Annotated in this window: 25 protein-coding genes and 1 tRNA gene; 13 read left to right on the forward strand and 13 right to left on the reverse strand. The window is 59.2% G+C overall.

Translation table 11 applies throughout. The annotated features are described in order from the left end of the window. Nucleotides 1-129 precede the first annotated feature (129 nt). From argS to ACR0MJ_RS03715, 6 genes are all read left to right on the forward strand, one after another. Nucleotides 130-1875: an arginine--tRNA ligase gene (gene argS / locus ACR0MJ_RS03690; protein ID WP_170406369.1), complete on the forward strand. Its 1746-nt coding sequence runs from the start codon at nucleotides 130-132 to the stop codon at nucleotides 1873-1875. Nucleotides 1876-1914: 39 nt separating this feature from the next. Further along, nucleotides 1915-3006 carry an SPOR domain-containing protein gene (locus tag ACR0MJ_RS03695; protein ID WP_480759275.1) on the forward strand — a complete coding sequence of 364 codons (1092 nt, stop codon included), beginning with the start codon at nucleotides 1915-1917 and terminating at the stop codon, nucleotides 3004-3006. After that, nucleotides 3003-4010 carry a beta-N-acetylhexosaminidase gene (nagZ, locus tag ACR0MJ_RS03700; RefSeq protein WP_480759278.1) on the forward strand — a complete coding sequence of 336 codons (1008 nt, stop codon included), beginning with the start codon at nucleotides 3003-3005 and terminating at the stop codon, nucleotides 4008-4010. Before ACR0MJ_RS03695 ends, nagZ begins: the two co-directional genes overlap by 4 nt. Continuing rightward, nucleotides 4000-4794: a segregation and condensation protein A gene (locus ACR0MJ_RS03705; RefSeq protein ID WP_170509855.1), complete on the forward strand. Its 795-nt coding sequence runs from the start codon at nucleotides 4000-4002 to the stop codon at nucleotides 4792-4794. The genes nagZ and ACR0MJ_RS03705 overlap by 11 nt, the downstream gene beginning before the upstream one ends. Continuing rightward, a complete protein-coding gene (gene scpB, locus ACR0MJ_RS03710; protein ID WP_480759281.1) occupies nucleotides 4787-5437 on the forward strand; it encodes an SMC-Scp complex subunit ScpB in 651 nt (216 codons plus the stop codon). The genes ACR0MJ_RS03705 and scpB overlap by 8 nt, the downstream gene beginning before the upstream one ends. A 65-nt stretch (nucleotides 5438-5502) precedes the next feature. Continuing rightward, on the forward strand, nucleotides 5503-5742 hold the full coding sequence (locus ACR0MJ_RS03715; protein ID WP_170396673.1) for a hypothetical protein: 240 nt from the start codon (nucleotides 5503-5505) through the stop codon (nucleotides 5740-5742). A gap of 3 nt (nucleotides 5743-5745) precedes the next feature. On the opposite strand, the gene ACR0MJ_RS03720 is transcribed toward ACR0MJ_RS03715, so the two are convergent. From ACR0MJ_RS03720 to ACR0MJ_RS03755, 8 genes are all read right to left on the reverse strand, one after another. Further along, the gene (locus tag ACR0MJ_RS03720) at nucleotides 5746-6825 is read right to left on the reverse strand and encodes a 2'-deoxycytidine 5'-triphosphate deaminase (RefSeq protein ID WP_170406356.1); all 1080 of its coding nucleotides are present in this window, start codon (nucleotides 6823-6825) and stop codon (nucleotides 5746-5748) included. A 61-nt stretch (nucleotides 6826-6886) separates the two neighbouring features. After that, nucleotides 6887-6963 (reverse strand) — tRNA-Pro (locus ACR0MJ_RS03725). A 61-nt stretch (nucleotides 6964-7024) separates the two neighbouring features. Beyond that, nucleotides 7025-7615, reverse strand: a complete 591-nt coding sequence (locus tag ACR0MJ_RS03730) for a MerR family transcriptional regulator (protein ID WP_480759285.1) — start codon at nucleotides 7613-7615, stop codon at nucleotides 7025-7027. A gap of 18 nt (nucleotides 7616-7633) precedes the next feature. Further along, nucleotides 7634-7936, reverse strand: coding sequence for an integration host factor subunit alpha (gene ihfA, locus ACR0MJ_RS03735; RefSeq protein ID WP_008755922.1), 303 nt, complete (start codon nucleotides 7934-7936; stop codon nucleotides 7634-7636). 96 nt (nucleotides 7937-8032) lie between these two features. Beyond that, nucleotides 8033-9004 carry a beta-ketoacyl-ACP synthase III gene (locus ACR0MJ_RS03740; protein WP_170509411.1) on the reverse strand — a complete coding sequence of 324 codons (972 nt, stop codon included), beginning with the start codon at nucleotides 9002-9004 and terminating at the stop codon, nucleotides 8033-8035. 24 nt (nucleotides 9005-9028) lie between these two features. Further along, nucleotides 9029-10114, reverse strand: a complete 1086-nt coding sequence (gene plsX, locus ACR0MJ_RS03745; RefSeq protein WP_170396680.1) for a phosphate acyltransferase PlsX — start codon at nucleotides 10112-10114, stop codon at nucleotides 9029-9031. A gap of 24 nt (nucleotides 10115-10138) precedes the next feature. Then, nucleotides 10139-10345, reverse strand: coding sequence for a 50S ribosomal protein L32 (rpmF, locus tag ACR0MJ_RS03750; RefSeq protein ID WP_008756996.1), 207 nt, complete (start codon nucleotides 10343-10345; stop codon nucleotides 10139-10141). A gap of 205 nt (nucleotides 10346-10550) precedes the next feature. Beyond that, on the reverse strand, nucleotides 10551-11087 hold the full coding sequence (locus tag ACR0MJ_RS03755; protein ID WP_480759289.1) for a YceD family protein: 537 nt from the start codon (nucleotides 11085-11087) through the stop codon (nucleotides 10551-10553). An 84-nt stretch (nucleotides 11088-11171) separates the two neighbouring features. Here ACR0MJ_RS03755 and ACR0MJ_RS03760 point away from each other — a divergent pair, with 84 nt between their 5' ends. From ACR0MJ_RS03760 to ACR0MJ_RS03770, 3 genes are all read left to right on the forward strand, one after another. Beyond that, complete coding sequence (locus ACR0MJ_RS03760; RefSeq protein WP_170509417.1) at nucleotides 11172-11648, forward strand: outer membrane protein assembly factor BamE; 477 nt, start codon at nucleotides 11172-11174, stop codon at nucleotides 11646-11648. A gap of 98 nt (nucleotides 11649-11746) precedes the next feature. After that, nucleotides 11747-12481: a GNAT family N-acetyltransferase gene (locus tag ACR0MJ_RS03765; protein ID WP_480571107.1), complete on the forward strand. Its 735-nt coding sequence runs from the start codon at nucleotides 11747-11749 to the stop codon at nucleotides 12479-12481. 68 nt (nucleotides 12482-12549) lie between these two features. Beyond that, nucleotides 12550-14358, forward strand: coding sequence for an ABC-F family ATP-binding cassette domain-containing protein (locus tag ACR0MJ_RS03770; protein WP_480759291.1), 1809 nt, complete (start codon nucleotides 12550-12552; stop codon nucleotides 14356-14358). A 71-nt stretch (nucleotides 14359-14429) separates the two neighbouring features. Here the strand turns inward: ACR0MJ_RS03770 and ACR0MJ_RS03775 are convergent, their stop codons facing one another. The 3 genes from ACR0MJ_RS03775 to ACR0MJ_RS03785 form a co-directional block, all read right to left on the reverse strand. Continuing rightward, nucleotides 14430-14972, reverse strand: a complete 543-nt coding sequence (locus ACR0MJ_RS03775) for a sugar O-acetyltransferase (protein WP_170662771.1) — start codon at nucleotides 14970-14972, stop codon at nucleotides 14430-14432. Between the two features lie 10 nt (nucleotides 14973-14982). After that, nucleotides 14983-15738: a 3-hydroxyacyl-CoA dehydrogenase gene (locus tag ACR0MJ_RS03780; RefSeq protein ID WP_480759295.1), complete on the reverse strand. Its 756-nt coding sequence runs from the start codon at nucleotides 15736-15738 to the stop codon at nucleotides 14983-14985. A gap of 74 nt (nucleotides 15739-15812) precedes the next feature. Continuing rightward, complete coding sequence (locus ACR0MJ_RS03785; protein ID WP_170396693.1) at nucleotides 15813-16763, reverse strand: GlxA family transcriptional regulator; 951 nt, start codon at nucleotides 16761-16763, stop codon at nucleotides 15813-15815. A 133-nt stretch (nucleotides 16764-16896) separates the two neighbouring features. Here ACR0MJ_RS03785 and ACR0MJ_RS03790 point away from each other — a divergent pair, with 133 nt between their 5' ends. From ACR0MJ_RS03790 to ACR0MJ_RS03805, 4 genes are read left to right on the forward strand one after another with little or no spacing between them, the layout of a single operon-like run. Continuing rightward, nucleotides 16897-17607: a GntR family transcriptional regulator gene (locus ACR0MJ_RS03790; protein WP_480585272.1), complete on the forward strand. Its 711-nt coding sequence runs from the start codon at nucleotides 16897-16899 to the stop codon at nucleotides 17605-17607. Nucleotides 17608-17614: 7 nt separating this feature from the next. After that, nucleotides 17615-18532 carry a dihydrodipicolinate synthase family protein gene (locus ACR0MJ_RS03795; RefSeq protein WP_480759299.1) on the forward strand — a complete coding sequence of 306 codons (918 nt, stop codon included), beginning with the start codon at nucleotides 17615-17617 and terminating at the stop codon, nucleotides 18530-18532. A gap of 3 nt (nucleotides 18533-18535) precedes the next feature. After that, entirely contained in the window at nucleotides 18536-20032 is a 1497-nt protein-coding gene (locus tag ACR0MJ_RS03800) for an aldehyde dehydrogenase (protein WP_170817863.1), read from the forward strand. Beyond that, nucleotides 20029-21369 (forward strand): NAD(P)/FAD-dependent oxidoreductase, encoded by a 1341-nt coding sequence (locus tag ACR0MJ_RS03805; RefSeq protein WP_480759302.1) that lies wholly within the window; start codon nucleotides 20029-20031, stop codon nucleotides 21367-21369. Before ACR0MJ_RS03800 ends, ACR0MJ_RS03805 begins: the two co-directional genes overlap by 4 nt. Before the next feature lie 12 nt (nucleotides 21370-21381). Here the strand turns inward: ACR0MJ_RS03805 and ACR0MJ_RS03810 are convergent, their stop codons facing one another. Continuing rightward, nucleotides 21382-22116, reverse strand: coding sequence for an SDR family NAD(P)-dependent oxidoreductase (locus ACR0MJ_RS03810; RefSeq protein WP_480759306.1), 735 nt, complete (start codon nucleotides 22114-22116; stop codon nucleotides 21382-21384). Beyond that, nucleotides 22113-22844 (reverse strand): SDR family NAD(P)-dependent oxidoreductase, encoded by a 732-nt coding sequence (locus ACR0MJ_RS03815; RefSeq protein WP_480759308.1) that lies wholly within the window; start codon nucleotides 22842-22844, stop codon nucleotides 22113-22115. Before ACR0MJ_RS03815 ends, ACR0MJ_RS03810 begins: the two co-directional genes overlap by 4 nt. Nucleotides 22845-22863 lie beyond the last annotated feature (19 nt).

The raw sequence follows: 22863 nt of genomic DNA on the forward strand, positions 1-22863 counted from the left end.
CAGGGGCTCCGGTCACGGTTTTCCCCGACCTTAGCCCTGATAGCGGTTAATCCAAGCGCAAAATTTAGGCGTCCATTGACCTTGGCGCTTTGCGTGGTAAACCCCGCGGCAAGCAAAAGGACATCCGAAATGAACCTGTTTTCCGAGATCCGCGGCCTGGTACTGGACGCGCTGGCGCAGATGCAGTCCGAAGGCGCGCTGCCTGAGGGGCTGAGCTTTGACAACGTGGCGGTTGAGCCTCCGCGCGATGCGGCGCATGGCGATATGGCGACCAATGCGGCGATGGTACTGGCGAAACCAGCGAAGATGAAGCCGCGGGACATTGCGGATGTGCTGGCAGGCAAGCTGTCTGCGGACGGTCGGATCACCAGCGCCGAGGTGGCAGGTCCGGGCTTTCTAAACCTGCGGCTTGCGCCTTCGGTTTGGCAGGGAGTGTTGGCTGCGGTGCTGGAAAAGGGCACCGATTATGGCCGTTCGACCATGGGACATGGTCAGAAGGTGAACGTGGAGTATGTCTCGGCCAACCCGACCGGCCCGCTGCATGTGGGCCACACGCGGGGGGCTGTGTTCGGTGATGCGCTAGCAAGCTTGCTGGCCTATTCGGGCCATGAGGTGACCCGCGAATACTACATCAACGATGGCGGCGCGCAGGTGGATGTGCTGGCGCGGTCGGCATATGAACGGTATCGCGAGGCTAACGGGCTGAGCCCCGAGATCGCAGAAGGTCTCTATCCCGGCGATTACCTGATCCCGATCGGTCAGGCGCTGAAAGAGAAATACGGCGACAGCCTGATCGACAAGCCTGAAAGCGTATGGCTGGAAGAGCTGCGCGAGTTCTCGACCGGCGCTATGATGGACCTGATCCGCGCCGACCTGAAGGCGCTGGGTGTTGAGATGGATGTGTTCTTCTCAGAGAAGTCGCTCTACGGCACAGGGCGGATCGAGGCTGCGCTTCAGTCGCTAACCGACAAGGGCCTGATCTACGAAGGCGTTCTTGAGCCGCCCAAGGGTAAGAAACCCGAGGATTGGGAACCGCGCGAGCAGACCTTGTTCAAGTCGACCGAACACGGGGATGACGTCGACCGCCCGGTCAAGAAATCGGACGGCAGCTGGACCTATTTCGCCCCGGATATCGCTTATCATTATGACAAGGTGAGCCGTGGGTTTGACGCGCTAATCGACGTGTTCGGTGCGGACCATGGCGGCTATGTCAAACGGATGAAGGCGGCGGTTTCGGCCCTTTCCGATGGTAAGGTGCCGCTGGATATCAAGCTGACCCAATTGGTGAAGTTGTGGAAGAATGGCGAGCCATTCAAGATGTCCAAGCGGGCAGGGAACTTTGTCACGTTGCGCGATGTAGTCGATCAGGTCGGGCCTGATGTAACCCGTTTCGTGATGCTGACCCGCAAGAACGACGCACCGCTGGATTTCGATTTCGACAAGGTGTTGGAACAAAGCCGCGAAAACCCGGTGTTCTACGTCCAATACGCCCATGCCCGCGTCATGAGTGTGCTGCGCCGCGCCGCTGAGGCCGGGATTTCTGCCGATGATGCTACGCTATCTGGGGCAGATCTGGGCAAGATCGACCACGCCTCTGAGCTGACCGTTGCCAAGAAGCTGGCAGAATGGCCACGTCTGGTTGAAATCGCCGCTCGCACAAATGAACCGCACCGGGTTGCCTTCTATCTCTATGAATTGGCAGGAGATTTCCACGCGCTGTGGAACAAGGGCAATGACGAAACCCAGTTGCGCTTCATTCAGGATGGCGATGTTGCCACAAGCCAATCGAAAATCGCACTGGCCCGGGCTGTTTCTGTTGTGATTTCAGCGGGCTTGGGTATTCTTGGCGTTACCCCGGCGCAGGAGATGCGATAACAAATATCGCCCGAACCGCCGGTCTGAGGCAGACAAGAAATGACCCGCGCGCCACTTTTTACGGCGCAATCGGGCGGTGAGGCGGAAATGGCAAGTTACGATTACTCGGGGCAGCATAGCCCCGAGCAGATGCATTACTCGAATCAATCGCATCCTGAAGATGCGTATGATTATCCTGATGAAAGCTATAGCTATGATGACGCCCCGCGCGCAGGCGCTGGGCTGGGCCGCATTGTCAACGTGCTTGGGGCGGTTGCGTCTTTGGCGCTGGTCGCCGGAGTCGGCGTTTGGGGCTACCAACTGATCATGCGCGACGTCAGCGGGGTACCGGTCGTGCGCGCCGCCGAAGGACCCATGCGCGTGCAGCCCGAAAATCCCGGCGGGACGCCTGCCGATCATCAGGGACTAGCGGTAAATGCAGTTGCCGCTGTCGGGACTGCTGCACCGCCAGCAGATCGTCTGATCCTCGCACCGCGCCCCGTGTCTCTGACTGATGAAGACACGCCCATGACCGCGCTTGAGGCCACAAATGCAGTGCAAGTGATTGAGGAACCCGCCACTGATCAGGCGATCGTGAACGCTCTGGCCGAAGGGCTCGCCGCTGAACCTCTGCCTGAACAGACGCCTGAGCAGGGCGTGCAATTGGCTTCCCTGGTCACGCCCGAAGACGAGCCCGCGATTGATCCGGCTGATTACGCCGCGCAACAGCCCGACCCTAAGATTGCTGCACTGCCTGGTGTGCGCCGGTCGCTGCGTCCGCATGTGCGTCCAGCCCGCGCTACGCCAAGTTCTATTTCGTCCAACAGCGCTACGGAAGCTGCGATCAATGCTGCAGTAAAGGCTGCTGTTGGTCTGGATGTTGATCCCGATACATTGACCAAAGGCACGCGATTGGCTCAGCTTGGGGCATACGAAAGTGCAGATGTGGCGCAGGCCGAATGGGCACGTTTGAATGGCCGATTTGGAGAATATATGGATGGAAAACAGCGTGTTATCCAGAAGACCTCAAGCGGAGGACGAACCTTCTATCGTCTGCGTGTCATGGGGTTTGATGATCTGAGCGACTCGCGCCAGTTTTGCGCGGCCCTAGTCGCGCAGGGTGCAGACTGTATCCCGGTCGCCGTCCGGTGAGATTTGGCGCGGTTATCACCGATGCCGAAGGGCTGCGCCTGACGCCGGATGAAAAAGCTTTGTTCAAAGAGATGAACCCGTTCGGGTTCATTCTGTTTGCCCGCAACATCGAATCCGCTGACCAGACCCGCGCCTTGTGCGAGGACTTCCGCGAGGCGGTTGGCCGAAATTGCCTAATCACAGTCGATCAGGAGGGGGGCCGCGTACAACGTCTGCGCGCACCTTTAGCCCGTGAATGGTTGCCCCCTTTGGATCATGTCGCGCATGCCGGAGATCAGGCCGAGCGCGCGATGTATCTGCGCTATCGTCTGATCGCGCATGAACTGCTGGGATTGGGCATCGACAGCAATTGTGCGCCGATGGTTGATCTGGCCCGCGAGGGTACTCATGCGTTCCTGAAGAACCGCTGCTATGGGTCTGATCCCGAAAAGGTTTCCGCGATTGGTCGAGCCGTTGCCAACGGACACTTTGATGGCGGAGTGTTGCCGGTAGTAAAGCACATGCCCGGCCACGGTCTGTCGACGCTCGACAGTCATCACGAGTTGCCGCATGTGGATCTTTCTCTAAGTGCACTGGAAGCGGCAGATTTTGCACCATTCCGCGCGCTGAACGACTTGCCGATGGGGATGACGGCGCATTTGGTTTATGACCAGATCGATCCACGGCCCGCAACGATTTCTGCTGGAATGATGACGTTGATTAGGGAGCGCATCGGTTTCGACGGTCTGATTATGACCGACGATATCACGATGAAAGCCCTGAACGGCGCGCCCGCCGACTTGGCCCGACAGGCACTGGACGCTGGATGCGATGTTGCTTTGCACTGCAACGGGGCCTTTGAAGAACGCGCGCAGGTGCTCGAAGCCGCTGGTGAGATGTCGGATGCGGCACAAGCCCGCGCAGATCGGGCGCTGGCCCGGAGACAACCGCCACAGGAACTTGACATCCAAGCCGCCGAGGCGGAACTATCTGCCCTAATGGGCGGGCAGGTATATGCAGGATAACCTTTTCAGCGAAGACCCGGTCTCGGTTGCCGATCGGTTGGCCGCCGAGGCTTTGATTGTGGACGTCGATGGGTTTGAGGGTCCGCTCGATGTGCTTTTGACACTTTCGCGTACGCAAAAAGTGGACTTGCGCAAAATCTCGGTTCTGGCGTTGGCGCAACAGTATCTGACCTTTGTCGAAAAAGCGCGGCAGTTGCGGATCGAACTGGCCGCCGACTATCTGGTGATGGCCGCTTGGCTAGCTTTCCTCAAATCCCGCTTGCTGCTGCCCCCGGACCCGGATGATGAAGGCCCCTCGGGTGAGGAACTGGCCGCGCACCTCGCATTCCAATTGGAGCGTCTGCAGGCCATGCGCGATGCCGCTGCGCGCCTGATGGCGCGTGATCAATTGGGCCGTGATTTTTTCAAACGTGGGCAGGGTGAGGATGTTACGCGTATCCGCACCGTGACCTATTCCGCGACGCTACTGGACCTGATGCAGGGCTACGCGCGTATCCGCACGCGTGACGAGTTCCGACCCTTCGTCATGGACCGCGACGCCGTTTTCACCATGGAACAAGCGCTTGAGCGGATGCGGCCCCTGATAGGCTTTGCCGGTGCGTGGACGGATATGGAGACCTACCTGCCCGAAGGCTGGGATGCTGATCCGGTGCGGCGACGCTCGGCCACGGCTGCAACCTTCGCAGCCTCGCTTGAGCTGGTGAAAGAAGGACATATGGAGATCAAGCAAAGCGAGACCTTTGCGCCGATCCATCTGCGTAAGAGGACTGAGACACGTGACTGACGCCAACGAAGAGACATGCACACTGTTCGAAGCGCCGCCCTTGGCGGAACAGGAACGTATGGTCGAGGCCGTGCTGTTTGCCAGCGCCGAGCCAGTGACGATTGGTGATCTTGAAGCGCGGATGCCCCATGGAAGCAATGCCGCGCAAGCTGTTGAATCGCTTCAGAAACGATACGAAGGGCGCGGGGTGCGTGTGGTGCGCGTTGGTGAGGCTTGGGCGATCCGCACAGCCCCCGATCTTGGCTTCCTGATGCAGAAGGAAACGGTTGAGACCCGCAAGCTTAGCCGGGCGGCCATCGAAACGCTGGCGATCGTGGCTTATCACCAGCCCTGCACGCGTGCGGAGATCGAGGAAATCCGGGGCGTGTCCGTTTCGCGCGGCACCATTGACCAACTGCTTGAGATGGAGTGGATCCGACTGGGCCGCCGTCGCATGACACCAGGCCGTCCGGTGACATTCGTCGTAACGCCTGAGTTTCTGGATCATTTCGGGCTGGAAAACGCCCGTGACCTGCCGGGCCTGAAGGAGTTGCGCGCAGCCGGATTGTTGGAGAATCGCCCACCCCCTGGTGCTGTGCCGCTGGGCGAAGGGCAGGGTGATGACGAGGACGAAGATCAAACCGAACTGTTCGAAGAAGAGTGATCGGACAGCCCTTTTATTGCCGCAGATCCCGCCTATCATAGGGTGCAGGAAACGGAGTTGAGCCAATGAATGCCAATCGGATCATCGATATGATCGTGCGCCGGGTGATGCGTCGCCTGGTGAACCACGGTGTGGACAAGGGTATTGATATGGCCAGCAAGGTGGGCCGCAAACCGGGTCAGTCTGATGTTGAGAATGGCCCCGAGGCGGATCGCCAGATGCGCGATGCGACCAAGCGCCAAAATCAAAGCGCAAAGCAGATGCGTCAGGTGTCGCGTCAGATGCGTCGGTTCATGAAGTTCTGAAACTCAGCCCACAGCTTTGAAATGCTTGGACAGTTTCAGGCCTTGACCCTGATAGTTCGAGGCAATCCCAGCACCATATAGCTGTGTCGGCATTTCTGCCATCTTCTCATAAACCAGGCGCCCGACGACTTGTCCGTGTTCCAACACAAATGGCGCTTCGTGGCAGCGCACTTCCAGCACCCCGCGTGATCCAGCGCCGCCTGCTTCGGCATGTCCAAAGCCCGGGTCAAAGAATCCGGCGTAATGTACCCGGAACTCGCCGACCATAGCCAGATAAGGGGCCATTTCAGCAGCATACATTGGCGGGATATGCACCGCTTCGCGGCTGACGAGAATGTAGAACGCGCCGGGGTCGAGGATGATGCGACCATCCTTGGTATGCACCTCTTCCCAGTATTCCTGCGGGTCGTATTCGCCGATCCGATCCAGATCGATCACCCCGGTATGGGGCTTGGCGCGATAGCCGACCAGATCGGTATCGGGCAGTTGCAGATCGACCGAAAACCCCAACCCGTCCTGAATGACGGCTGGCCCATCAACCAACGGCGTTTGACCATGCAACGCGGTCAGCTCGGCGTCGCTGAGTACCGCCTGACCTTTGCGGAAACGGATCTGATTCAGACGCATTCCGGGGCGCACCAGAACCGAGAACGATCGCGGGCAGATCTCGGCATAAAGCGGACCTGTGTAGCCTGCGGGAACCCGATCAAACTCGGTTCCGCCATCGGTGATCGTGCGCGTGAGCAAGTCGAGCCGCCCGGTCGAGCTTTTGGCATTGGCCACCGCACTGACGTCATCGGGCAGGGCGAGTGATTCCATCAGCGGCACCAGATAGACACAGCCCTTTTCCAGAACAGCGCCTTCAGTGATGTCGATGCGGTGCATCTCAAACTCGGCCAGCCGGTCTGCGACAGAACGCCCTTCGCCCGCCAGAAAGGACGCGCGCACCCGGTAAGCCACTGTGCCCAAACGTAGATCAAGGCTTGCCGGCTGCACTTGTGCAGGGATGATATCCGGGCTTGCGGCGATCTCAGCGCGTGCAATCATCGCCTCAAGCTGTTGGTTTGGGCAAACACCTGTCATCTCGATCCCCTCTGCTGCCAGAGCGGGATCTGGCCTATGTGCCATAAACGTCGGTGTGATTTGGTCGGGCTAGCAGGACTCGAACCTGCGACCTTCCGTCCCCCAGACGGACGCGCTACCAGGCTGCGCCATAGCCCGACGTTGAGGTGTTCATAAAGACTTTCCCGGCGGGGGCAAGAGGAAATCATCGCCTTTTTTGCTATCCCGCCGTGTGGTGTTCGACGCGATCCAGCCACCTGCGCAGGTCCTTGGCGATGGGTGCAATTTGGTGCAACAGCTCATCGTCATACTCGTCACGATTCCATGCCAGCGAGGCAATACCACCCATCAGCGGCGCTGCATCCAGCTCAGCCGGTATCGGGTTGGGTTCGGGGGTTGCGACGGGTTTCGGAGCCCTCGGGGCAGGGGAATGGGCGGGTTCGCCCAAATCCATGTCGATCTGGTTTGCGGATGGTTCCGGCGCTGAAGCGAACGGAACCACAGTATCGTCGATGCTGGGTACGGGCGCGTTTTCATCCAGGCTAGGTGACAGCGATGCAACATGCGCAACGCCCTGTTCCCGAAGGATACGCTGAACACCTTTGATGGTAATCCCGTCCTCGTGCAGCAGTTTCTTGATACCGCCCAGCAGACGCATATCATTGGGGCGATAATATCGCCGCCCACCGGCGCGTTTGACGGGTTTGACTTGGGTAAACCGGCTTTCCCAGAAACGCAGCACATGAGCCTGAACTCCGAGCCAGTCCGCAACTTCACTTATGGTGCGAAAGGCATCGGGGGACTTACTCATAACCTGGATGTCCTGAACTTACTTGCGGTTCCCTGCGGCGACGCGATCCTTCATCAGGTGCGACGGACGGAATGTCAGTACACGACGGGGCTGGATCGGAACCTCTTCACCGGTTTTAGGGTTGCGACCGATACGGGCAGTTTTGTCCCGAACGCTGAAGGTGCCGAAGGACGAAATCTTGACCTGTTCGCCACGCACCAGCGCGTCAGACATGTGGTTCAGAACGCTTTCGACCAGCTGTGCGCTTTCATTGCGTGACAGGCCAACCTCACGAAAGACGGCCTCGCTCAGATCCATTCGGGTCAGTGTTTTGTCGCCCATGCTTTTTCCCCTGTTGATGTCTGAGCATATGGCTATGCAAAATTCGCTGTCAATATCAATGAATTGCAGGAGGCTCTGTAAGCCGGATTGTGCCGGTCACCAACGCAGTGCGACCGCACCCCAGGCCAGACCGCCACCAATCGCCTCTGTAACGATCAGATCGCCGGTTTTGATCTGGCCGTTTTGCTTGCCCACCGACAAGGCCAGAGGGATGGAGGCTGCCGATGTGTTGCCATGGTCCTGAACGGTGACCACAACGTTATCCATCGGCAGGCCCATCTTCTTGGCGGTGCCCTGAATAATGCGGATATTGGCCTGATGCGGCACGATCCAGTCAACATCGTCGCTGGACAGACCTGCACGCTCCAGCGCAACTTCTGCGGTTCGGGCCAGTTTTTCGACCGCATGACGGAAGACCTGATTGCCCTGCATCCGCAAGTGGCCGGTGGATTGGGTCGAAACCCCGCCATCAACATAGAGAAGGTCTTTGTAGCGTCCGTCCGAATTCAAGTCGGTCGCAAGAATACCGCGATCATCCGAAGTGCCCTGACCCTCTTGCTCTTCCAGAACCAGTGCGCCCGCGCCATCGCCAAATAGCACGCAGGTCGACCGGTCGGTCCAGTCCATGATTCGTGAAAAGGTCTCGGCGCCGATCACCAGTACGCGCTTCGCCTGACCGGACAGGATCAGGGCGTTGGCGTTGCTGAGCGCAAAGACAAACCCTGCGCAGACCGCCTGTACATCGAAGGCAAAACCATTTGTCATACCCAACCGGGCCTGAACCATGGTTGCCGCCGAAGGAAAGGTCAAATCAGCTGTGGAGGTTGCCAGCACAATCGCGTCGATATCATCCGCCGTCAGTCCGGCATCAGCCAGTGCGGCTTCGGCCGCTTTGGTGGCCAGATCGGATGTGGTTTCGTCCTCGGCCGCGAAGTGTCGCCGCTCGATCCCGGACCGGGTGCGAATCCATTCGTCCGTCGTATCCAGCGTTTTCTCGAACTCAGAGTTCGGTACAACGCGCTCTGGCAAATAATGCCCGACACCTACAACAACTGAGCGGCCTGCCATGCTGGGGTACTGCCTTTTTTGTTATTATTCCGATTGAGACACGGAATGGGCCGCATCTTGTGCAAGTGCGGCTGTTGATGCAACCCGTGCCGCCAATTTTTCGGCGAAACCGGATTCAGCCAGAGTGAAGGCCAGCTTAACCGCTGCGGAAACGCCGGTTGCGTCCGCTCCGCCGTGGGATTTCACCACGGTTCCGTTGAGTCCCAGGAACACGCCGCCATTGACGCGGCGCGGGTCTATCCGCTTTTTCAGACGATTCAACGACGTGATTGCCAGGATCGAGGCCAGCCGGGATAGGGGCGAGTATTTGAACGCTTCACGAAGCAAATCACCGATAAGGTTCGCGGTGCCTTCGCCGGTTTTAATGGCGACATTTCCAGTGAAGCCGTCGGTCACGATCACGTCAGCTTTGTCGCCGGGGATATCGCTGCCTTCGACAAAGCCCACGAATTCGAAATTCGCCTGATCGGCAAAGTCCGAGATCATCGCGTGGGCTTCTTTCAGTTCGGCGCGGCCCTTGTGTTCTTCGGTGCCGACATTCAGCAACCCGATCCGAGGGCGGCTGAGCGCCATACCGTTGCGCGCGTATGAAGCCCCCATCAGCGCGTATTGCAACAGGTCCTTGGCATCAGCGCGCACATCTGCGCCGACGTCCAGCATCACGTTGAACCCATGCGGATTGCGCGAGGGCCACAGGATCGCGATGGCAGGGCGGTTCACGCCGGGCAGCTTGCGCAGCCGCAACATGGACATGGCCATCAGCGCGCCCGTATTGCCGCAGGACACCGCGCCGTGCGCTTCACCTGCACGCACCGCTTCCAGAGCGGACCACATCGACGTGCTCTTGCCGCTGCGGACAACCTGGCTTGGTTTGTCTTCCATCGTGACCACGTCCGGGCAATCACGAAAAACGACGCGCCCATCAAGGACACGCCGTTTGGCAACCAGCTTGCGCAGTTCCTGTTCCTGACCGTGCAGGATGAACCCGATCTTCGGGTTCTTGTCCGCAGATTTTGCAATGCCCGCCACAACGACGGCAGGGCCCGAATCTCCGCCCATAGCGTCAACCGAGATGATGATCCGTCCGGTCTGCGTGGGCTGATCCGTCATGCCTTGGCCTGCGTCCAATCAGGCTTAGGCCGCGTCTTCGTCCAGGTCGATTTCGTCGGCCTGAGCGACGACTTCACGATCGTCATAGTGGCCGCAAGATGCGCAAACGTGGTGCGGGCGCTTCAGCTCGCCGCAGTTCGGGCATTCGTTCGGGTTTGCAGCAACCAGAGCGTCGTGTGCGCGGCGGTTGTTGCGACGCGACTTGGAAACTTTGTTCTGTTGGACGGCCATGGTCTCAACCTTTGTCTGATATGGGCTGACAGATTCGCTGTCAGCCGGGTTACGTACTTTGTTTTCTCGTGGTTTGACGCGCGTTTAAGGGGCTTGCCCCGCAATGTCCAACCCAAATTCCAATGAGCGCGCGAAAATACTGCGATTCTCGTCATGTTCAAGCGGTTTTTCTGACGGCCTGCTATGACAGGAAATCCCTCGCCTGTCACTCGTCTTTTTTCATCGCATCCCGCAGCCCGGCCAAACCACCGAAGGGTTTTACATCCTCATCCGTGAGGGCCTGTTTGCCCGGTTCGGTATAGTCTATCTGGCCCAGCTCGACTCCATCCTTCCGTGGGTATTGGGGCAGGGCCAGCGACAGCGCTTCAACCATGATCAGCGCAGGATCGATCTCGGGGCCAAGCGGTTCGGTTTCGTCATCCTCGGGGATTTCGAACTCGGGCTCCTCCGGATCGCTCCAATCAGCCACAAAGACGCGACTCACCGGGGTGTCGATGCGTGTGGTCACAGGTTCCAGCGTCACGACACAAGGTTGGATCACCGTTGCGCCCAGCTTGCCTGAAAGCGTCCAATCCCGTTTGCCCTGCGCGCGCAATTCGCCGACAAAGCTGAGCTTGCGCAGGCCAAGCAGGCCGAGCTCTTGTTTTATGGCCTCCAGCGCCTCGCCGGTCGGGCGCAACTCAAACGGGGTCGGAGCGTTTTGCGGCAGGTCTGCGACGCGTAAAGATGTCTGGTTGCTCATTCGTGAGGTTTTCCTGTGTTGAACCGGAGCCTTGGTTTCTGTAATCGGATAGGGTCCGCAAGGGGCCATGGCAAGAGGATGTGCATGTTGAAGGGTTTGAACAGGTTGAAACCAGCGTCGAAAACGCTTGTCTTTGCGGCCTGTCTGGCGGTCGTGGGCGCATGTTCACCAATCTTCAAGAATCACGGCTACGTGCCTCCGCCAGAGGATCTGGCCAAAATCAAGGTCGGCGTCGATACCCGCGATAGTGTTGAAGAAACCATCGGCGCGCCCAGCTCGGCGGGCGTGGTGCGGGATTCGGGCTATTACTATGTCGCCTCGCGCGTCCGTCATTATGGGCCCAAACGACCCGAGGTCGTTTCACGTGAACTGGTCGCGATCAGCTTTGATCAGCGCGGTGTCGTTCGCAATATCGAGCGGTTCGGCCTGGAAGACGGCTATGTCATCGTGCTGGATCGTCGCGTGACCGATTCCAACGTGGAAGACAAAGGCTTCCTGCGTCAGCTTCTGGGTAACATCGGCAACTTCAACCCGGCAAATATTCCTGGCGCAAACAACTAAAGCGACCAATTCTCTTGCAGTGGTCACAGGACAGTCACACATTCTGTAGTAAGGACCAGACAGATGTGACCGGTCAGCAACCGCAGGAGGATGCGACCATGGCGGTTTTGTTGGACAAGGGCCGATATCGCGCCCGCTTGGCGCAAACCGAGCAAGACGTGGCGGCGGCGCAGACGCTGAGGATGCTGACCTTTGCTACTGATGGTCAGGATTGTGATGCTTTTGACGAACGCTGCGCCCATGTTCTGGTCGAAGATCTGCAGGCCGGTGAGGCGTTGGTGTGCTGTTTCCGTGTGCTGACAATGCAGGGCGGCTTCGAAGTCGGACTCAGCTACTCGGCACAGTTCTATGATCTGTCGGCGCTACGCGATTTTACCGGACCGATGGTCGAGATGGGTCGGTTCTGTATCCACCCGGACTACAATGATCCGGATATCTTGCGTGTCGCGTGGGGCGCAATGACGGCGTATGTCGATCAGAACGGGATCGAAATGCTGTTTGGTTGTTCGTCATTCGCTGGAACAGAAACTGCCGAATATCTTGATGCTTTTGCGATGCTCAAACACCGGCATCTGGCACCAAGGCGTTGGTTGCCACGAGTCAAGGCGCCGGATGTGTTTCGCTTTGCGGCGCGTTTGCGCCGACGCCCCGATGTAAAACAGGCGATGCTTAGGATGCCGCCCTTGTTGCGCACCTATCTGATGATGGGGGGGTGGGTCAGCGATCATGCGGTGGTGGACAGGCACATGAACACCCTGCATGTGTTCACTGGCCTTGAAATCGGAGCAATTCCCCCAGCTCGTAAACGGTTGCTGCGCGCGGTGGCTGGGTGATTTGAGTATCTGGGAAAAGGTGAAGTTGGGGCGTTGACGCCTTGCTTTGGCCGGTTTAGCTGGCGGGTATGGCGAGAATTCCTTTATTGCAGATGTCCGGTATCTCTCTGACGTTCGGGGGTGATCCGGTGTTTTCCGATCTGGACCTTGTGGTTCAACCCGGTGATCGCGTCGCGCTGGTCGGGCGGAACGGGTCTGGCAAATCCACCTTGATGAAAGTGATGGCAGGGCTGGTTGAGGCCGATCAGGGTGAAATCGTCATCCCTCCTGGTAAATCAGTGGGTTACATGGAGCAGGATCCCGGAATGCAGGGATTCGCGACGCTTGGAGATTATGCCTCAAGCGGGTTGGAACCGGGTGAGCTGTATAAGGTCGAACGCGCGGGCGAAGGGCTGAAATTCGACCCTGAGCGTGCGGTCGAAACCGCTTCGGGTGGGGAAAGGCGACGCGCCGCCTTGGCCAAGCTGATGGCCGAAGCGCCGGACCTGATGTTGCTGGACGAACCGACGAACCACCTGGATATCGAGGCGATAGCGTGGTTGGAGCGTGAGTTGGGCTCGACCCGTGCAGCCTATGTTCTGATCTCGCATGATCGCGCATTCCTGCGTGCGTTGACCCGTGCGACGCTGTGGATCGATCGCGGAGTTGTGCGGCGGCAGGAACAGGGCTTTGCGGCCTTTGAAAACTGGAGGGACAAGGTCTGGGAAGAGGAGGATCAGCAGCGCCACAAGCTGAACCGCTTGATCAAGTCCGAGTCGCGATGGGCCGTCGAGGGTATCAGCGCCCGCCGCAAGCGCAATCAGGGTCGTGTTCGGGCGCTACAAGCCTTGCGCGCCGAGCGTGCAGCGCAGATCAAACGTCAGGGATCGGCTGCCATGACGTTGGAATCCGGTCCGAAATCAGGCCGCAAGGTCATCGAGGCCAATGGCGTTTCAAAGGCATTTGACTCTCAGCAGATCGTGCACAATTTCGATCTTCTGGTTCAGCGCGGTGACCGTGTGGCCTTTGTTGGGCCGAACGGTGTGGGCAAGACCACGTTGCTGAAAATGCTGCTGGGTCAGGTCGAACCGGACAAGGGTTCGGTGGTGCTGGGTACTAACCTTGAGATCGCCGTGTTCGATCAGGCGAGGGCACAGCTGGACCCGGAAATGAGCCTGTGGGACAGCTTGACCGGCGATCCCGAGATGCGGGTCTCGGGCAAGGCCGATCAGGTGATGGTCGGCGGGCAGCCCAAGCATGTGGTGGGCTATCTCAAAGAGTTTCTGTTTGATGATGCGCAGGCAAGAGCGGCTGTTAAGTCATTGTCCGGAGGGGAAAAAGCCCGGTTGCTGTTGGCGAAACTGATGGCAAAAACCTCTAACCTGCTGGTGCTGGACGAACCAACCAACGATCTGGATGTCGAAACGCTGGATCTGCTGCAGGAATTGCTGGACGACTATGATGGCACGGTGCTGCTCGTTAGCCACGATCGGGATTTTCTGGATCGTGTTGCGACCACAACCATCGCCATGGAGGGCAACGGGCGCGCGACCGTCTATGCTGGTGGTTGGTCCGATTACATCGCTCAGCGAGGTGATGTGATTGCGAAAAAGGAAGAAAAACCAAGGCCTTCAAAGCCGAAAGTGAAGCAAGAGGCGAAGCAGAAGGCGGGGCTTTCATTTTCGGAGAAACACCGACTTGAGAAGCTACCAGCAGAGATCGCGCGCCTTGAAGCCGAGATCGCCAAGCTCGAAGATCTGATGTCTGATCCTGAGCTGTTCACACGCGAACCGATCAAGTTCCAGAAGGCAACCGATGCCCTGGTCGAACGGCAGGTAAAACTGTCAGCGGCTGAGGAAGAGTGGCTGATGCTGGAAGAGAAGGCCGAAGCCGGTTGAGTCCGAGTTGTACAACCTCAATCGACTAGATTGTCTGAGTTGTACAAACCTATGCACCGGTTTGCGCGTGCTCAAATGGGGCGGGCGGGGTTACCGGCAACAGTTGCTCCGGCGGGGACGTCCTTCGTGACGACACTGCCCGCGCCGACGATGGCGCGGTCTCCGATAGTGACGCCGGGCATGATGATCGCGCCGCCGCCGATCCAGACGTTTTCGCCGATTGTCACCGGGTGGTCGATTTCCAGACCCTGTGCGCGCAGGGCTGGGTCTTTGGCGTGTTGGGCGCAATAGATCTGTGCCGTGGGGCCGAGCATCGAGTCACTGCCGATGCGAACAGGCGCGGTGTCGAGAATGACACAGCCCGCATTCAGATAAACCCGGTCGCCCAGCGACAGGTTCATTCCATAAGCGCAGTGGAACGGAGCCTCAAAATAGCAATCTTGCCCGATCCCCGCAAAGAGCGCCGCCAATTCGGGAGCTATAGCCCCTCGGTCATCGGGCGGGCAGGTGTTGTGGGCATGGACCGCGCGGCGTGCTTTCATACGAAGCACTTCCAGTTCGGGGTCGAGGCAGCAATACCACTCGCCTGCCGCCATTTTCTGCCGCTCGGTCATGAAACCCGTCTTAGCGCATCCGCAGGGCACCGTCGATGCGGATGACCTCTCCGTTCAGGTAGTCCATCTCGACGATGAACCCGGCCAGACGACCGTATTCGCGCGGGTCGCCGAGGCGAGCAGGGTTGGGGACGTCCGCCGCAAGCTGTTGCTGCACCTCTTCAGGCAGGCCGGCCAGCATCGGGGTCATGAAGATGCCCGGTGCGATGGCCATCACACGGATACCAGTCGAGGCCAGATCGCGCGCCATGGGTAGCGTCATGCCGACCACGCCGCCTTTCGAGGCTGCATAGGCCGCCTGACCCTTTTGCCCGTCAAAGGCCGCGATCGAGGCGGTGTTGATAATCACGCCGCGCGCGCCATCCGGTTCGGGGTCATTCTTTGCCATCTCTGCGGCAGCAAGACGCGAGACGTTGAAGGAACCGACCAGATTGATGTCGATGGTACGCTGGAACGCCTCCAGAGGGTGGGGGCCGTCTTTGCCCACAGTCTTAGCTCCAATCGCAATTCCGGCGCAGTTCACTGCGGCGGTGATGCGACCCATCTTGTCCATCGCATGTGCAATCGCTGAAGCGACCGAGGCCTCAACCGTCACATCGGTTTGTGCGAAATGTCCGCCGATTTCAGCCGCGACCTGCGGGCCACGCTCGGCGTCGCGGTCAAGGATTGTGACCTGCGCGCCGTTCTCGGCAAAGTGACGGGCTGTGGCTTCACCCAGGCCGGAGGCTCCGCCGGTGATCACCGCAGCTGTGGTTGAGAGTTGCATGGCGGGTTCCTTCCTGATCTGAACACTTGTTCAGATAATCCCAACCATGGCCCTCTGTCCAGTCACAGCTTTGATCAATCAAGCCTGCTGCGCTGCTGCATCGGCGTGACGCCAAACGCAGCCCGGTACACACGCGAGAAATGGCCGGCGCTTTCGAAACCGCAGGCAAAGGCGACCTCGGTCACCGAAGATTCGGTCTGCAACAGCAGATTGCGGGCGCGGTCCAGCCGCAATTCCATGAAGTATTTCTTAGGCGAGGTGTTCAGGAATTTCCCAAACAGGCGCTCCAGTTGCCGGGTTGAGATGCCGATATCGCTGGCAATGACCGAGGGGGACAACGGGCTTTGGATATTGTCGGTCATGATGTGGATTGCCTTGGCCAGATGCGCGTTCCGCATCCCGTTGCGCGATTGCAGCGAAACGCGCTGATCGGCGGTGGCGTTGCGCACGGCGTTATAGACCATTTGATCGGCCACTGCGACTGATAGATCGTGACCGTGGTCGCGTTCGATCAGGTGCAGCATCAGATCGGCGGTTGCGGTGCCACCCGAGGCGGTCATGTGTTTTTCGTCGGCGACAAAGACGCTGCGAACAAGGTTTATCTCGGGGAAGGCCTCCATGAAAGCATCATGGTATTCCCAATGGATCGCTGCCTGCATCCCATCCAAAAATCCGGCCTCGGCCAGCAGCCATGCACCGGAACACAAGGCGCTGATATTGGTGCCCCGTGCCCGCTCTCGGCGCAGGGTTGCGAGCAGCGGACGCGAGACGTGATTGCGCATGTTTATTCCTGACAGAACAAACAGTTGGTCACATTTTGGGATAGATCCCAATCCGCCATGCACCAAAGTGACCGATCCGTTTGAACAGACCGCATGCTCTGCGTGTTCGGACAGGAAGGACCATCGATAAAGATCTTCCTCGGCCAGCAAATTTGCGATCCGCAATGGCTCGACCGCGCAGGAGAAGGCGAGATGCGAGAATTCCTCGACCAGTATGAAGGCGTAGTGCTGTGTTTGGCTCATCGATAGGACCGGAATCAGGGCGTTCTGACAGTTTTCTGCATGCTGCACGAAAACTAACTGTATACAACATGTATTTTTATACGATACCAGAGGGCAAGCTATCGATTCGCGGGATCGTGATGAAGGGGATCGGATGAGGGACGAAGGGAAATCACCAAAAGAGGCGTTGGCTGAGCATCTGAAGATGTCGGTTCTGACCCTGCGTTTGCGTCCCGGAGAGGATTTGGACGAGGCGCAGCTGTCGCAGGCCTTTGGCCTGTCGCGCACGCCATTGCGCGAAGTGTTCCGGCAGTTGGCCGGTGAGGGGTATCTGGACCTGCGCACCCATCGCGGGGCGCGGGTGTCAGAGATGTCTCATACCACGCTACGCGATTTCTTTCTGGTTGCGCCGATGGTCTATGGCGCGGTGCTGCGTCTGGCCGCGGCGAATGCGACGCACGATCAGATCGATCAGTTGAAAGAGGCGCAAGAGACGTTTGGGCAAGCCTTGCGTACAGGCTCGGCTGAGGAGCGGACGCTGGCCAATACCCGGTTTCACGAGGTGACCGGAGAGATGGCGGGGAATGTCTATTTATCCCCATCGTTCAACCGGTTGCTGATCGATCACGCGCGGATCGGGATGACATTTTATCGCCCGCAGACCGCACGAATGGCTGAGAACCTTTCAGAGGCGAGCGACCAGCATGACGCCATCATCGCCGCCATCGAGGCGGGCGATGAGGCCGCTGCTGCGCAGCTGGCCGACGACCACTGGACCCTGTCACGCGATCAGATCGAGCTGTTCGTGATGCCCGAGGGGTTGGATTTTCCGCTGGGGCAGGTCCCCGGTAAGACTTCTGCATGAGGGACACATGACTCCGATCTTCAGATTTGAGGGTATTTATACGCCGGTGGTGACACCCTACACGGCGGATGGTGGCGTGAACTGGGACGCGTTGGTCGAGGTGATCGAGTACCTGATCGAGAATGGTGTGCACGGGCTGATCTCGGGCGGGTCCACCGGCGAAAACTATGCGCAGACCGTCGATGAGCGGCTGGAACTGGCGCGCTTTACGCATGAACAACTGAAGGGGCGTGTGCCTCTGGTTGTGGGAACGGGGGCGATGCTGACCGGGGATTCCGTCGCTTTGGCTTCAGGTGCGCGAGACCTAGGCGCTGATGCGATCTTGTTGGCCAGCCCGCCCTATTCGGTGCCCACCGACCGCGAGAATGCGCTGAACGCTCTGGCAATCGACAAGGCGGCTGACCTGCCGGTGATGCTGTACAACTATCCACACCGGACCGGCACGATGATGGGGGAAGAGTTCCTGGACCGCGTAGGCCGCAGCCGGAACTTCTGTGGCATCAAGGAAAGCTCGGGCGATATCAACCGGGTTCATCTGCTGGCGCGGGATTATCCGCATATTCAGCTGGGCTGCGGCATGGATGATCAGGCGCTGGAGTTCTTCGCCTGGGGAGCGCCGTTCTGGGTCTGTGGTGGGTCGAACTTTCTGCCCGCCGAACACGTGGCGCTGTATCAGGCTTGTGTGATCGAGGGCAACTTTGCCAAGGGCCGTCGCATCATGAGCGCGCTGATGCCGCTGATGCGGGTGCTGGAGCAGGGCGGCAAGTTCATCCAGACGATCAAACATGGCGTCACCATGAACGGGATTGACGCAGGCGTGGTAAGACCGCCTCTGAAAGGTTTGAACAAAGATGACAAACGCGCGCTGGAGCAGGTGACGCGCGTTCTGAAACGCAAAATCGCAGATATTTTGGCGGAGGGTTAAGGCATGGGCTTGTTGACGAAAGACGAATACGAATCCATCGCTGCGCATCTGGATCTGCCGACGGGCGCTTTCATCGATGGCGGCTACCGCCCGGCGACCTCAGGGCAGGTGTTCGAGACTATCAATCCAGCCACCGGGGCTGTGCTGACCAGCATTGCTGCCTGCGGATCGGAGGATGTGGATTTTGCGGTCGAAAAGGCGCGAGAAGCCTTTGACGACGGGCGTTGGTCAAAGATGCACCCCTCGGATCGCAAGGACATTCTGATCCGCTTGTGCAAGCTGCTTACCCGCAACGCGCGGGAACTGGCGGTGATGGAGAGCATCGACAGCGGCAAGACGATCTTTGATTGCGAAACTGTGGATGTGCCCGAGACGATCCACTGCCTGAAATGGCATGCCGAGGCAATCGACAAGATCTATGATCAGGTCAGCCCGGCCAGTGATGACCACATCGCCATGGTCGTGCGTGAGCCCATCGGCGTGGTTGGGCTGGTCCTGCCGTGGAACTTCCCCTTGCTGATGCTGGCGTGGAAGATCGGGCCGGCGCTGGCGGCGGGCTGTTCGGTGGTGGTGAAACCGGCGGCCGAGACTTCTCTGACCGCTTTAAAGGTGGCGGAGCTGGCGTCTGAGGCCGGGTTGCCGCGCGGTGTGCTGAACGTGGTACCAGGTGGTGGCGCCGAGGTGGGCGAACCCATCGGGCGGCATATGGACATCGACATGGTGTCTTTTACCGGCTCGACCGTAACCGGAAAGAAGTTCCTGAGCTATTCCGCTGAAAGCAATGCCAAGGAAGTTGTGCTTGAAATGGGCGGCAAAAACCCGGCCATCGTCTTGCACGATGCGGAAAATCTGGATCGGGTGGCGGCGCATGTCGTCAATGGCGCATTCTGGAACATGGGCGAGAATTGCTCGGCCTCGTCGCGGTTGATCGTGCATAAGGACGTGAAGGCAGAACTGCTGGAACGGATCGCGCATCATGCCAAGCACTGGAATGTCGGCGACCCGTTGGACCCAGAGACCCGCATGGGCGCGCTTGTCAGCGAGGGGCATTATTCCAAGGTGTGCGGCTATCTGGATCAGGCCGAGACTGTGCTGATTGGTGGCAAGGCGGAGAATGGGTTTGTTGAAGCCACGGTGGTCGAGGTGCCCGGAAACGATGCCACGCTGGCGCGCGAGGAGATCTTTGGCCCGGTTTTGTCGGTGATCGAAGTTTCGGGCTTTGACGAGGCGATCAGCATTGCCAATGACACCGAGTATGGGCTGTGCGCCTCGATCTTCACGGCCAACGCCAAACGCGCGATCCGGGGTGCCCGGGCGATCCGGGCGGGTACCGTCACGATCAACAGCTTTGGTGAAGGGGATATCACCACACCCTTTGGTGGCTACAAGCAGTCCGGGTTTGGTGGCCGGGACAACTCGGTTCACGCCCATGATCAGTATACCCAGCTGAAAACCATCTGGATTGATCTGGCCGATGACGAAGATGAGGCGGTAGATTGACGATCTACACCGCCAAACGTTTGCCCCGGCAAACCGGCGTGGCAGGATGGAATGCCATCCTGCCTCTGCAGCAAGACCTGCCTCGGCTTGAGCAAGACCAGACCGCAGATGTGACCATCATCGGCGGTGGTTTTGCCGGGCTGTCCGCAGCGCTGAGGCTGCATCAGCTTGATCCGACGCTGAAGGTTGTGGTGCTTGAGGCTGGGCGCTTTGCGGAAGGCTCTGCCGGGCGCAACTCAGGGTTCATGATCGATCTGCCGCATGACTTGGCCTCGGACAATTACGCCAGCGATGGGCTGGAGGCAGATCGGGCCACAATCGCGCTGAATCGCCAGGCGATTTCCTTTGCGACCCGGGTAGCCGCTGAGTGCGACCTGTCGCCGGAGATGTTCGACCCGTGTGGCAAGATCAACGCTGCTGCGACCGCAGCGGGTGATCGGCACAACGCAGACTACGCAGTGCATTTGGCACGATTGGGAGAGCCCCACGAGCTTTATGACGCACACCAGATGCAGGCGCTGACGGGCAGCCCGCATTACACTTCGGGTCTGTTTGCGCCGGGGACGGTGATGATCCAGCCAGCAGCCTATGTTCGGGCTCTCTCAACGCATCTGGCTGGGCGGATCGGTGTTTATGAAAACTCTGCCGTGACCGGGTTTCGCAAACAAGGCGGTGGCTGGGCGGTCGAGACCGAACAGGCGCGGGTTTCGACGGGGCGGATCGTGATGGCAACGAATGGTCACCTGGAAAGCTTTGGGTTTTACCAGCGGCGTCTGATGCACATCTGCCTCTACGCGTCGATAACGGAACCGCTGACGCCAGATCAGATCGCCACGCTGGGCGGACAGCCACGCTGGTCGGTAACGCCAGCGGATCCGATGGGCACTTCGGTCCGGCGGGTTTCGGGCAGTTATGGGGATCGCATTCTGATCCGGACCTGTTCAAGCTTTCATCCTGAAATCCACAGCGGCGACAGCCATTTGAAACGGGCAGGCGCGGTGCACGATCGTAAGTTTCAGGAGCGATTTCCCAACTTGCCGAATGTACAGATGCAGCACCGTTGGGCTGGGATGCTGTGCCTCAGCCGCAATGGCTCGGCCGCGTTCGGTGAGATCGAGCAGGGTGTATATGCCGCCTGCTGTCAAAACGGATTGGGTATAGCGCGAGGAACATTGCAGGGAATGGGCGTGGCAGAGCTTGTACTGGGGAAAGACTCCCAGATTGCAGATCATTTTCTGGCGCAACCGATGCCACCGCGTTTGCCACCCGAGCCCTTCGCATCGGTTGGGGCCAATGCGTATCTGCGCTGGAAAGAGTGGCGATCAGGGGCGGAATAGCTTGCAGGCTGGTCAGGGCAGGCTGAGCTTTGCCATCCGTCCGCCATCGATCGTGTAAATTTGACCGGTGACAAAACCCGCTTCCTCGGCTGCCAAGAACGTGACCAGTGCGGCGACTTCTTTCGGGTCGCCGGTGCGGCCTACGGGATGAATGCGGGCGATATCCCGGCGGAATGAGCCGGGGTCGTTCATGCTCTCGATGAAATCGATGTTGAGGTCTGTGTCGATCCAGCCCGGTGCCACTGCATTGCAGCGAATGCCTTCTGCTCCGTGGTCCACGGCAACCGCGCGGGTCAGCCCATGCAGCCCGGCCTTAGAGGCGCAGTAGGCGGCGTGGCCGGGGTTGCTGCCCAACCCCTCGACCGAGCCGATATTGACAATGCTGCCCTTGGTTTTGCGCAGATGTGGCAGTGCAGCCTGGATCAGCAGGAACGGGGCGGTCAGGTTGACCATGAGGTTGCGTTGCCAATCTTCAAGCGGCATGTCGTTGACGGAAGCCTCCTGCATCATGCCTGCATTGTTGATCAGTACGTCCAGCTGGCCCGCGCTGTCCACAACCTGCTTGATGATCTGCACCGGGCTTTCCGGGTTTGCAAAATCCGCCGGGATAGAGGGGAACTCATCATCCTTACCGCGCTGCGCAGTGTAGACATTAGCCCCTTCTTCGCGCAGCCGCCGGGCGATGGCTTGTCCGATGCCACTGCGGCCACCGGTCACGAGCGCTGTTTTTCCTGCAAATCTTTTCATTGTACCGGCTTGCCCCCATTCACTTCGACCAGAGCACCACACATGTAGCGCGCCGAATTCGAGGCGAGAAAAAGGATCACTTCGGCTATATCTTCGGGTTCGGCAATACGCCCTAAAGGCACCGACTTCCCAAGCTCGGCAATCGCCGTATCAGGATCGAACCCACGTTTGGCAAAGCCCGAACGCAGCATCGGTGTGTTCACCTCGTTCGGGCAAACGGCGTTGATGCGGATGCCCTGATGGGCGTGATCGTGCCCCATGCATTGGGTGAGGCTGGCAATGGCCGCTTTGGTCATGCAGTACACCGCATGATCCGGGCCAGGTCGAAGGCCCCAGCACGAGGCAGTGTTCACAATAGCACCGCCACCCGCCGCCGCCATGATTGGAATCGCAGCGCGGCAGATACGGAAAGGGGCCTCGACATTCACTCCGACGGACAGGGCCCAGTCCTCATCGGATGTTTCAGTCACCGGGCCGCGGGTGATCACGCCTGCATTGTTGATCACGATATCAAGACCATCCAGCGCCTGATGCGCGGCCAAGGCCAGCCCGTCGCAATAGTCGGGATCGCGCAGATCGCCGGGCAGATGCGCCTCGGATTCAAGGCTGCCCACATCGCGGTCAGCAACAGCCACACGCGCGCCTTCGGCCCGCAGCTGGCTGACGATGGCGGCCCCGATCCCGCCCGACGCCCCTGTGACGAGTGCGGTTTTTTCAGCGAACCTCATTCGTGTACCTCCCCGGGAT

This window comes from Ruegeria sp. C6 (assembly GCF_056537625.1).

What these genes read in the sequence shown, in the direction of transcription:
- ACR0MJ_RS03720 (WP_170406356.1), bottom strand. Translation starts at nt 6,825, where the DNA reads ATGACAGGTGTTTGCCCAAACCAACAGCTTGAGGCGATGATTGCACGC.
- ACR0MJ_RS03740 (WP_170509411.1), bottom strand. Translation starts at nt 9,004, where the DNA reads ATGGCAGGCCGCTCAGTTGTTGTAGGTGTCGGGCATTATTTGCCAGAG.
- ACR0MJ_RS03755 (WP_480759289.1), bottom strand. Translation starts at nt 11,087, where the DNA reads ATGAGCAACCAGACATCTTTACGCGTCGCAGACCTGCCGCAAAACGCT.
- ACR0MJ_RS03765 (WP_480571107.1), top strand. Translation starts at nt 11,747, where the DNA reads ATGGCGGTTTTGTTGGACAAGGGCCGATATCGCGCCCGCTTGGCGCAA.
- ACR0MJ_RS03760 (WP_170509417.1), top strand. Translation starts at nt 11,172, where the DNA reads ATGTTGAAGGGTTTGAACAGGTTGAAACCAGCGTCGAAAACGCTTGTC.
- ACR0MJ_RS03705 (WP_170509855.1), top strand. Translation starts at nt 4,000, where the DNA reads ATGCAGGATAACCTTTTCAGCGAAGACCCGGTCTCGGTTGCCGATCGG.
- ihfA (WP_008755922.1), bottom strand. Translation starts at nt 7,936, where the DNA reads ATGGGCGACAAAACACTGACCCGAATGGATCTGAGCGAGGCCGTCTTT.
- ACR0MJ_RS03730 (WP_480759285.1), bottom strand. Translation starts at nt 7,615, where the DNA reads ATGAGTAAGTCCCCCGATGCCTTTCGCACCATAAGTGAAGTTGCGGAC.
- ACR0MJ_RS03810 (WP_480759306.1), bottom strand. Translation starts at nt 22,116, where the DNA reads ATGAAAAGATTTGCAGGAAAAACAGCGCTCGTGACCGGTGGCCGCAGT.
- ACR0MJ_RS03790 (WP_480585272.1), top strand. Translation starts at nt 16,897, where the DNA reads ATGAGGGACGAAGGGAAATCACCAAAAGAGGCGTTGGCTGAGCATCTG.
- ACR0MJ_RS03785 (WP_170396693.1), bottom strand. Translation starts at nt 16,763, where the DNA reads ATGAGCCAAACACAGCACTACGCCTTCATACTGGTCGAGGAATTCTCG.
- plsX (WP_170396680.1), bottom strand. Translation starts at nt 10,114, where the DNA reads ATGACGGATCAGCCCACGCAGACCGGACGGATCATCATCTCGGTTGAC.
- ACR0MJ_RS03795 (WP_480759299.1), top strand. Translation starts at nt 17,615, where the DNA reads ATGACTCCGATCTTCAGATTTGAGGGTATTTATACGCCGGTGGTGACA.
- ACR0MJ_RS03815 (WP_480759308.1), bottom strand. Translation starts at nt 22,844, where the DNA reads ATGAGGTTCGCTGAAAAAACCGCACTCGTCACAGGGGCGTCGGGCGGG.
- ACR0MJ_RS03770 (WP_480759291.1), top strand. Translation starts at nt 12,550, where the DNA reads ATGGCGAGAATTCCTTTATTGCAGATGTCCGGTATCTCTCTGACGTTC.
- ACR0MJ_RS03780 (WP_480759295.1), bottom strand. Translation starts at nt 15,738, where the DNA reads ATGCAACTCTCAACCACAGCTGCGGTGATCACCGGCGGAGCCTCCGGC.
- rpmF (WP_008756996.1), bottom strand. Translation starts at nt 10,345, where the DNA reads ATGGCCGTCCAACAGAACAAAGTTTCCAAGTCGCGTCGCAACAACCGC.
- ACR0MJ_RS03800 (WP_170817863.1), top strand. Translation starts at nt 18,536, where the DNA reads ATGGGCTTGTTGACGAAAGACGAATACGAATCCATCGCTGCGCATCTG.
- argS (WP_170406369.1), top strand. Translation starts at nt 130, where the DNA reads ATGAACCTGTTTTCCGAGATCCGCGGCCTGGTACTGGACGCGCTGGCG.
- ACR0MJ_RS03715 (WP_170396673.1), top strand. Translation starts at nt 5,503, where the DNA reads ATGAATGCCAATCGGATCATCGATATGATCGTGCGCCGGGTGATGCGT.
- ACR0MJ_RS03775 (WP_170662771.1), bottom strand. Translation starts at nt 14,972, where the DNA reads ATGACCGAGCGGCAGAAAATGGCGGCAGGCGAGTGGTATTGCTGCCTC.
- ACR0MJ_RS03695 (WP_480759275.1), top strand. Translation starts at nt 1,915, where the DNA reads ATGACCCGCGCGCCACTTTTTACGGCGCAATCGGGCGGTGAGGCGGAA.